Genomic DNA, 7,036 nt, shown 5'->3' on the forward strand with positions numbered 1-7,036 from the left:
AACGTCAAGACCAAGCAGATGCGGGTGGTACCGGTATAGAAAAGCATCTCCGCAGGCATGACGGTGACACCCTATGAGGCGGCCGAAGAGATCATCAACAAGCAATCGAAAATTGTCGTCTCCCCATGCATCTGCCGCAAAGAACAGAAGATGGTCGGCAAGGGCTGCGACAAACCCGAAGAAGTGTGCCTGGCCTTTGGCGCGGGCGCCTATTACTACGAACAAAATGGTCTGGGCCGATCCATCGACAAGGCCGAGGCACTGAACATACTCAAGGCGGGTGTCGACGCCGGGCTGGTGCTCCAGCCGGGCAACCAGCAGAAGCCCTTGAACATCTGCATGTGCTGCGGCTGCTGCTGCGGCATTCTCAAAAACATGAAGACCTTGGACAAACCGGCCCAGATGGTCCACACCAATTACTACGCTCAGGTGGATGAAGACCTGTGTACGGCCTGCGAAGCCTGCGTCGAGCGATGCCAGATGGACGCCATCACCGTCGATGAAGCAGCGCTGGTCAACCTGGATCGCTGCATCGGCTGCGGCCTGTGCGTCACCGACTGCCCCACCGAGGCCATCACCCTTGGGCAAAAGGCCGAAGACAACCGGTATCTGCCCCCCAAGAATGTATTCGAAACCTACATGAACATCGCCCAGGAACGCGGACTGATGTAGGGAGGCGGACATGGCCCAATGGCATAAAACAGGATGCGTGTTGTGTGCGCAGAACTGCGGGTTGGAAGTTCAGGTGGCCGGCAACCGCATGGCCAAGGTGCGGCCGGACAAATCCAATCCCAGGAGCCGAGGCTACGCCTGCCGCAAAGGACTCAACGTGGGCTATCACCAGCACCACGCCGACCGGCTGACCCACCCGCTGAAACGCACCGACGCCGGGTTCGATCGAATTTCCTGGGATCAAGCCATTGCAGAGATTGCCGAGAAGCTCGGCCGTGTGGTCGAAGAACACGGCCCGCGATCCTATGCCTACATGGGCGGGGGCGGCCAGGGGTGCCACTTCGAAGCGGCTTTCGGCCGCACGCTGATGAAGCTGCTGGGCTCCCAATACCATTACAACGCCGTAGCTCAGGAGCTTACCGGCGCTTTTTGGGCCTGCGGCCGCCACACCGGCCGGCAGACCGACTTTCACATCCCCGATGAACAGCGCGCGGACATGCTGCTGGCCGTGGGCTGGAACGGAGTGGAGAGCCACCAGATGCCCCGGGCACCCCTGGTGCTCAAGGCGTTTTCCAAGGACTCGGACAAGCTGCTGGTGGTGATCGATCCCCGGCGATCCAGAACAGCCGACCTCGCCGACATCCACCTGTCTGTCAGGCCGGGCACCGACGCCTTGTTGGTGCGGGCCATGATCGCCATCATCTTGGAGAACGGCTGGGAAGACAGGGCATACATTGATCAATACACCACCGGTTTCGCTCAGATCCGCCCCTGGTTTGAGAACGTAGATGTAAGCCATTGCCTGGCCGTTTGCGGCCTGGATGTACAGGCGGTGGTCGACCTGTGCCGTGAACTGGGACGCCGCCGCTGGTGCCTGCACACCGACCTGGGCGTCTATATGAACCGCCACAGCACCCTGACATCCTGTCTGTACAACCTGCTGCTGGCCGTGTGCGGGCGACTGTGCGTGCCAGGCGGCAACGTCATCCCGGGAAAGTTCATGCCCATCGGTTCCCACACCGACGAGCGGGACCCAAAACACTGGCGCACGGTGAGCACCGATTTCCCCATCCTCATGGGCTACTCGCCGCCCAACGTGCTGCCCGAAGAGATCCTGGGCGACCACCCGGACCGCATCCGATCCTTGATCGTCTGTGCCAGCAACCCCCTGCGTTCCTATGCGGACACCACCGCCTATGAAAAGGCATTCAACCGCCTGGACCTGCTCGTCACCATCGAACTGGCCATGACCGAGACGGCCAGGCTGTCACACTACGTATTGCCGGCGCGCTCCGGCTATGAGTCCTGGGACGGTACCTTTTTCACCTGGACCTGGCCGGAGGTCTACTTCCAGATGCGTCGACCACTCATCGAGCCCGAAGGCGAACCGCTGGAGTGCGGAGAGATCTTCACGCGCATCGCCGACGCCATGGGACTGATTCCCACGCTTCCAGAAGCCCTTTATCAGCTTGCCCAAAAGGATCGCTTCGCCTTTGCCGTTGAGCTGATGACTCTGGCCCGGTCCAACCCCGGCTTGATGAACGCCATCCCATTTGTCCTGTCCAAAACCCTTGGCCAGGAGCTGGGGTCCGGCAACCTGGCGGCCTTGTGGGGACTGCTGTTCACCGCACCGGAAAAATTGCGCAAAGACGCCCTGCGGGCCGGATTGACCGTGGAAGGCTGGGGGGAATCCATCCGGTCGGCACCAGACAAATTGCCAACCATTTTAAAGTCAATGGTCAGGAACCGCAGTGCCGTTCCCCTGGCCGGCCTGCATCCCCGCGCCGCGTTCGGGGAAAAGCTGTTCCAGGCCGTCATGGACCACCCCGAGGGCTTGTGGCTGGGCAAATCGGATGCAGCGGCCAACATGGCGTCCATCCGGACGCCCAGCGGCAGGATTGACCTTTTCATCCCTGAAATGGACGCCTGGATGGCTGACCTCAGTCCCGAAAAGGAAACAGCGGCCCTGGCCCCAGATCCCGACTTTCCGCTGATTCTCATGGCTGGTCGCCATGTCCGCACCAACGCCAACACCTTGATGCGCAACCCCGAATGGAACCGGGGGCGCCGGGCCTGCACCCTGGCCATGCATGCCGACGACGCTGCGCCGCTCAAGCTTGCCGACGGCCAGCAGGTGACGGTTGTCACCGCCGCCGGCCGGGAGACCATCGAATTGGAGGTCTCTTCCCGGGCCAGGGTCGGCCATGTGGTCATGCCCCATGGTTTCGGGCTGGATTACCAGGGCCGGGTTACCGGGGCTAACGTGAACCGGCTGACCCAAAACACCCACCGGGACCCGCTGGCTGGCACGCCGCTTCACCGGTATGTGCCGTGTCGGGTGGAGGCGGCTTAGTGTTGAATTAAAAAGGGCATCTCTCGGCCCAGGCCGGCGTTCTCGTTCAGCTGAGCACGTAGTGAAGCTTCTGCGCTATCCTCGACGTAGCGCTGCTACGCCTCCGGTTTCAACTTCGCTGCGGCCTTGTCCTGAACCAAGAGCTACCCTTTTTGAAGTTTAGCAGCTCGAAGAAATGAATGGGACAACTCTAAATCAGGAGCAGTAAATGAAATTTCTGAAACGAATTTTAGGCATCTGTGAAACCCCGCTGCCCGGCGACCCGCAGGCCTGGTCCGCACAGAACGGAGTCGTTCGCATCGACCTGTCCCGGATGCCGGAATTGAAGACCCCCGGCAGCGGTGTGCGCCTGGAGGGCCAGGGGCTCGATCCGCGTCTGCTGGTCTTGCATGGCGACGACGGAGAATACCACGCTATCGCCAACCGCTGCACCCACATGGGCCGGCGCATCGATACCATCGCCGGCAGCAACACGATCGAGTGCTGCAGCGTATCCAAGTCGACTTTCACCTATGACGGCACGCCGGTGGGCGGTGCGGCGAAAAAACCGCTAAAGGCCTATCCGGTAGCCCAGGATGGCAAGACGCTTACCATTTCTCTGTCCAATCAAGGATAACCGTTTGTTCAACGACGACTGAACCGTAAACACCCCTCACCCCGGCCCTCTCCCCTCGATGGGAGAGGGAGACGTGTATTGTTGAACCATCCCTTAGATGTACCCAATAGATGCACCAAGGCGAGGTTAACGTCCCCTCGCCCCTTTGGGGAGAGGGACAGGGTGAGGGGAAATATTTGCAGGAGGTAAAGATGACTAAAAGCCCTTTGTTTGAGACCAGCACCATCAACGGCATGAACCTGGCCAACCGCTTCGTCCGCTCAGCCACCTGGGAGGGCATGGCCACCCAAGACGGCCGGGTGACCCCTAAATTGACCGACACCATGGTGAGCCTGGCCACCGGCGGCGTGGGATTGATCGTCTCCGGCCATGCGTATGTGTCTGAAATAGGCCAGGCCAGCCCCTGGCAGCTGGGCATCTATGACGACAGCCTGATCGACGGCTTGAAATCCATGACCGATGCCGTCCACGCGGCCGGCGGCCGGATCGTGGCCCAGTTGGCCCACGCTGGCCATTTTGCCCTGGAAAAGGCCATCGGAAGGCCGCCTGTGGTGGCATCGAATTTCGAGGGGCTGGCCCAGACGCCACGGTCAGAACTGTCCGTGGCGGACATCCAGGACCTTAAAAACGTCTATGTCGCAGCCGCCCGACGGGCCCGAACTGCCGGCTTCGACGGCATTCAGCTGCACAGTGCCCACGGCTACCTGTTCAGCCAGTTTCTTTCACCCTGGTTCAACCGGCGAACCGACGATTACGGCGGAACAATCGACAATCGCGTGCGTATTCATGTGGAAACCATCCGGGCGATTCGAAAAGCGGTAGGCAATGACTGGCCGCTGCTGGTAAAATTGAACTGCCAGGATTTCGCGGAGGACGGACTGAACGTGGCAGACAGCATTGCGGCGGCGGGGCAGATGGTGGCGGCGGGCCTGGATGCCATTGAATTGAGCGGTGGCCTGCTTACCGGCGGCAAGCTATCCCCCAGCCGGCCCAACATCAACAAGGAAGAAAAAGAAGCCTATTTCAAGGATGCCGGCCGGGCCTTTAAAAAGGAACTGGATGTGCCACTGATCCTGGTGGGCGGCATCCGCTCTCCAGATGTGGCCGAACGGCTGCTCGATGCAGGAACGGCCGACTACTTCTCCATGTCCCGTCCGCTGATCCGCGAACCGGGCCTGATCAACCGCTGGCGATCCGGTGACCGCACGCGGGCGCGCTGCCTGTCGGACAACCTGTGCTTCCGGCCCGGCATGACCGGCAAGGGGATCTACTGCGTAACCGAGGAAAGAGAAAACAAATAAAACCATCCCATAGTGGCCCATATCGTCGCTGGCCGACGGTTTCGATCCTCGGAATACTTACTGTATGCCTGTGGTTGAAATGATCGTTCGCCTTGATCTTGACCAAACTGAAACGTTTTGAGCGCCTCAAAAGAAACGCCGAATTGATCGCCCGTTTTCTAAGGTCTCTTGTTGGATTCCACCTTCAGGCAGGCGTCCCAGACCAGTGTCTGTCCAGAAATGGTAGATTGTGGTGCAGATCAAGGCCGCAGCTTTTTGGAAACCGGAGGCGTAGCAGCGCTACGTCGAGGATAGCGCTGAAGCTTCACTACGTGCTTCAAAAGGCGAGAACGCCGATCTGGGCCGCAAGATGCCGTTTCTGAACGGACACTAATTTTCGATGCCGGCCAGACAGATATACTTCATCTCCAGATATTCATCCATGCCGTATCGCGACCCCTCCCGGCCGATGCCCGACTGCTTCACCCCGCCAAAAGGCGCCACTTCGGTGGAGATCAACCCAGTATTGACGCCCACCATGCCGAACTCCAGGGCTTCGGAAACACGGACAATCCGGCCCACGTCCCGTGCGTAAAAGTAGGCCGCCAGGCCGTAGGGTGTGTCGTTGGCCATGCGGAGGGCATCCGCTTCCGAGGAAAAGCGAATCAGCGGCGCCACCGGACCGAAGGTTTCGTCGACGGCCACCGCCATGTCGGCTGCAACATCTCCGAGCACAGTGGGCTGGAAAAAAGTCCCGCCCAAAGCGTGGGGCTTTCCCCCGACCAGCAGTTTGGCGCCCTTGGCGATGGCATCGTCGATGTGGTGGGACACCTTGGCCAGGGCCGCCGCGTCGATGAGCGGTCCTTGCTGCACATCAGGATCTAGACCGCTGCCCACCTTGAGTGAGTCCACCGCCGCCACCAATTTTTCTGAAAAGGCCTCATAGACACCCGCCTGAACGAAAAGCCGGTTGGCGCACACACACGTCTGCCCGGAATTGCGGTACTTGGAAATCATGGCTCCCTGCACCGCCTGATCCACATCCGCATCGTCGAAAACGATAAAGGGTGCATTGCCGCCCAACTCCAGAGAAACTTTCTTGATCGAGCCCGCACACTGGGCCATGAGCGTCCGCCCCACCTCGGTTGAACCGGTGAAGCTGAGTTTTCTCACAACGGGGTTGGCGGTGATTTCGCCGCCGATCTCGCCGGCGGACCCGGTAATCACGTTGAAAACCCCGGCAGGAATTCCCGCCCGGTGGGACAACTCGGCCAGGGCCAGGGCGGTCAGCGGGGTTTGGCTGGCCGGTTTGACCACGATGGTGCAGCCGGCGGCCAGGGCCGGTGCCGCCTTGCGGGTGATCATGGCCGCCGGAAAATTCCATGGCGTGATGGCCGCGCACACCCCCACGGGCTGGCGGATGACGATGATGCGCTGGTCGGCGCCGGCGGCAGGAATCGTGTCGCCGTACACCCGTTTGGCCTCCTCGGCAAACCACTGGACGAATGCGGCGGCGTAGGCGATCTCCCCTTTGGCTTCGGCCAGGGGTTTACCCTGCTCGCTGGTGAGAATCAGCGCCAGGTCCTCCTGATGGGCCATCATCAGGTCGTACCATTTGATTAGGATTGCCGAACGCTCCTTGGCCATCAGGCTTCGCCATTGGACCAAGGCTCTGTCCGCCGCGGCGATGGCCGCACGGGTCTCTTCGGCCGACAAAGACGGCACGCTGCCCACGGTGCTGCGGTCGGCCGGATTGGTTACGGTGAGGGTGTTGCCGGAACGGGCATTGATCCAATGCCCGCCCACCCACGCCTGCTGGCGCAGCAAATCATTGTCGTCGAGTCTTTTCATCGTTGATGCGTTCCTTTCAAAGGGCAACATGTTCATATTGACATAGCCGATAAAATAACCGCGTCAATTTAAAATTCAAGCGAAAAGGGATCTGTGCCGCCGCGGCCGGGCAGTAGTTACTTGATAAAAAAGTGCTCGTGGCCACCTTCGTTAAAATCACGCCCCGAAACGTGTTCGTTCAGAAATGGTAGCCTGCGTTTCAGATCAAGGCCGCCGATTTTTGGAAACCGGAGGATTAGCAGCGCTAGGTTGAAGATCCTGCTG

5 protein-coding genes are annotated in these 7,036 nt (G+C 60.2%); 4 read left to right on the plus strand and 1 reads right to left on the minus strand.

Annotation, left to right across the window (positions count from 1 at the left end):
• Window positions 1–57 precede the first annotated feature (57 nt).
• From ABYV26_RS17395 to ABYV26_RS17410, 4 genes are all read left to right on the plus strand, one after another.
• Entirely contained in the window at window positions 58–672 is a 615-nt protein-coding gene (locus tag ABYV26_RS17395) for an ATP-binding protein (RefSeq protein WP_372682625.1), read from the plus strand.
• A 10-nt stretch (window positions 673–682) separates the two neighbouring features.
• Window positions 683–3,025, plus strand: a complete 2,343-nt coding sequence (locus ABYV26_RS17400) for a molybdopterin-dependent oxidoreductase (RefSeq protein ID WP_372682626.1) — start codon at window positions 683–685, stop codon at window positions 3,023–3,025.
• A gap of 208 nt (window positions 3,026–3,233) precedes the next feature.
• Window positions 3,234–3,641 carry a ubiquinol-cytochrome c reductase iron-sulfur subunit gene (locus ABYV26_RS17405; RefSeq protein WP_372682627.1) on the plus strand — a complete coding sequence of 136 codons (408 nt, stop codon included), beginning with the start codon at window positions 3,234–3,236 and terminating at the stop codon, window positions 3,639–3,641.
• Between the two features lie 191 nt (window positions 3,642–3,832).
• Window positions 3,833–4,942, plus strand: coding sequence for an NADH:flavin oxidoreductase (locus tag ABYV26_RS17410; protein ID WP_372682628.1), 1,110 nt, complete (start codon window positions 3,833–3,835; stop codon window positions 4,940–4,942).
• Between the two features lie 369 nt (window positions 4,943–5,311).
• Here the strand turns inward: ABYV26_RS17410 and gabD are convergent, their stop codons facing one another.
• Complete coding sequence (gene gabD, locus ABYV26_RS17415; protein WP_372682629.1) at window positions 5,312–6,772, minus strand: NADP-dependent succinate-semialdehyde dehydrogenase; 1,461 nt, start codon at window positions 6,770–6,772, stop codon at window positions 5,312–5,314.
• Window positions 6,773–7,036 lie beyond the last annotated feature (264 nt).

This window comes from Desulfosarcina sp. (assembly GCF_041551955.1).
GTDB lineage: Bacteria > Desulfobacterota > Desulfobacteria > Desulfobacterales > Desulfosarcinaceae > Desulfosarcina.

Bases quoted from the DNA above. Each gene is read 5' to 3' on its own strand.
- ABYV26_RS17395 (WP_372682625.1), top strand. From the start codon at position 58: ATGACGGTGACACCCTATGAGGCGGCCGAAGAGATCATCAACAAGCAA.
- ABYV26_RS17400 (WP_372682626.1), top strand. From the start codon at position 683: ATGGCCCAATGGCATAAAACAGGATGCGTGTTGTGTGCGCAGAACTGC.
- ABYV26_RS17405 (WP_372682627.1), top strand. From the start codon at position 3,234: ATGAAATTTCTGAAACGAATTTTAGGCATCTGTGAAACCCCGCTGCCC.
- ABYV26_RS17410 (WP_372682628.1), top strand. From the start codon at position 3,833: ATGACTAAAAGCCCTTTGTTTGAGACCAGCACCATCAACGGCATGAAC.
- gabD (WP_372682629.1), bottom strand. From the start codon at position 6,772: ATGAAAAGACTCGACGACAATGATTTGCTGCGCCAGCAGGCGTGGGTG.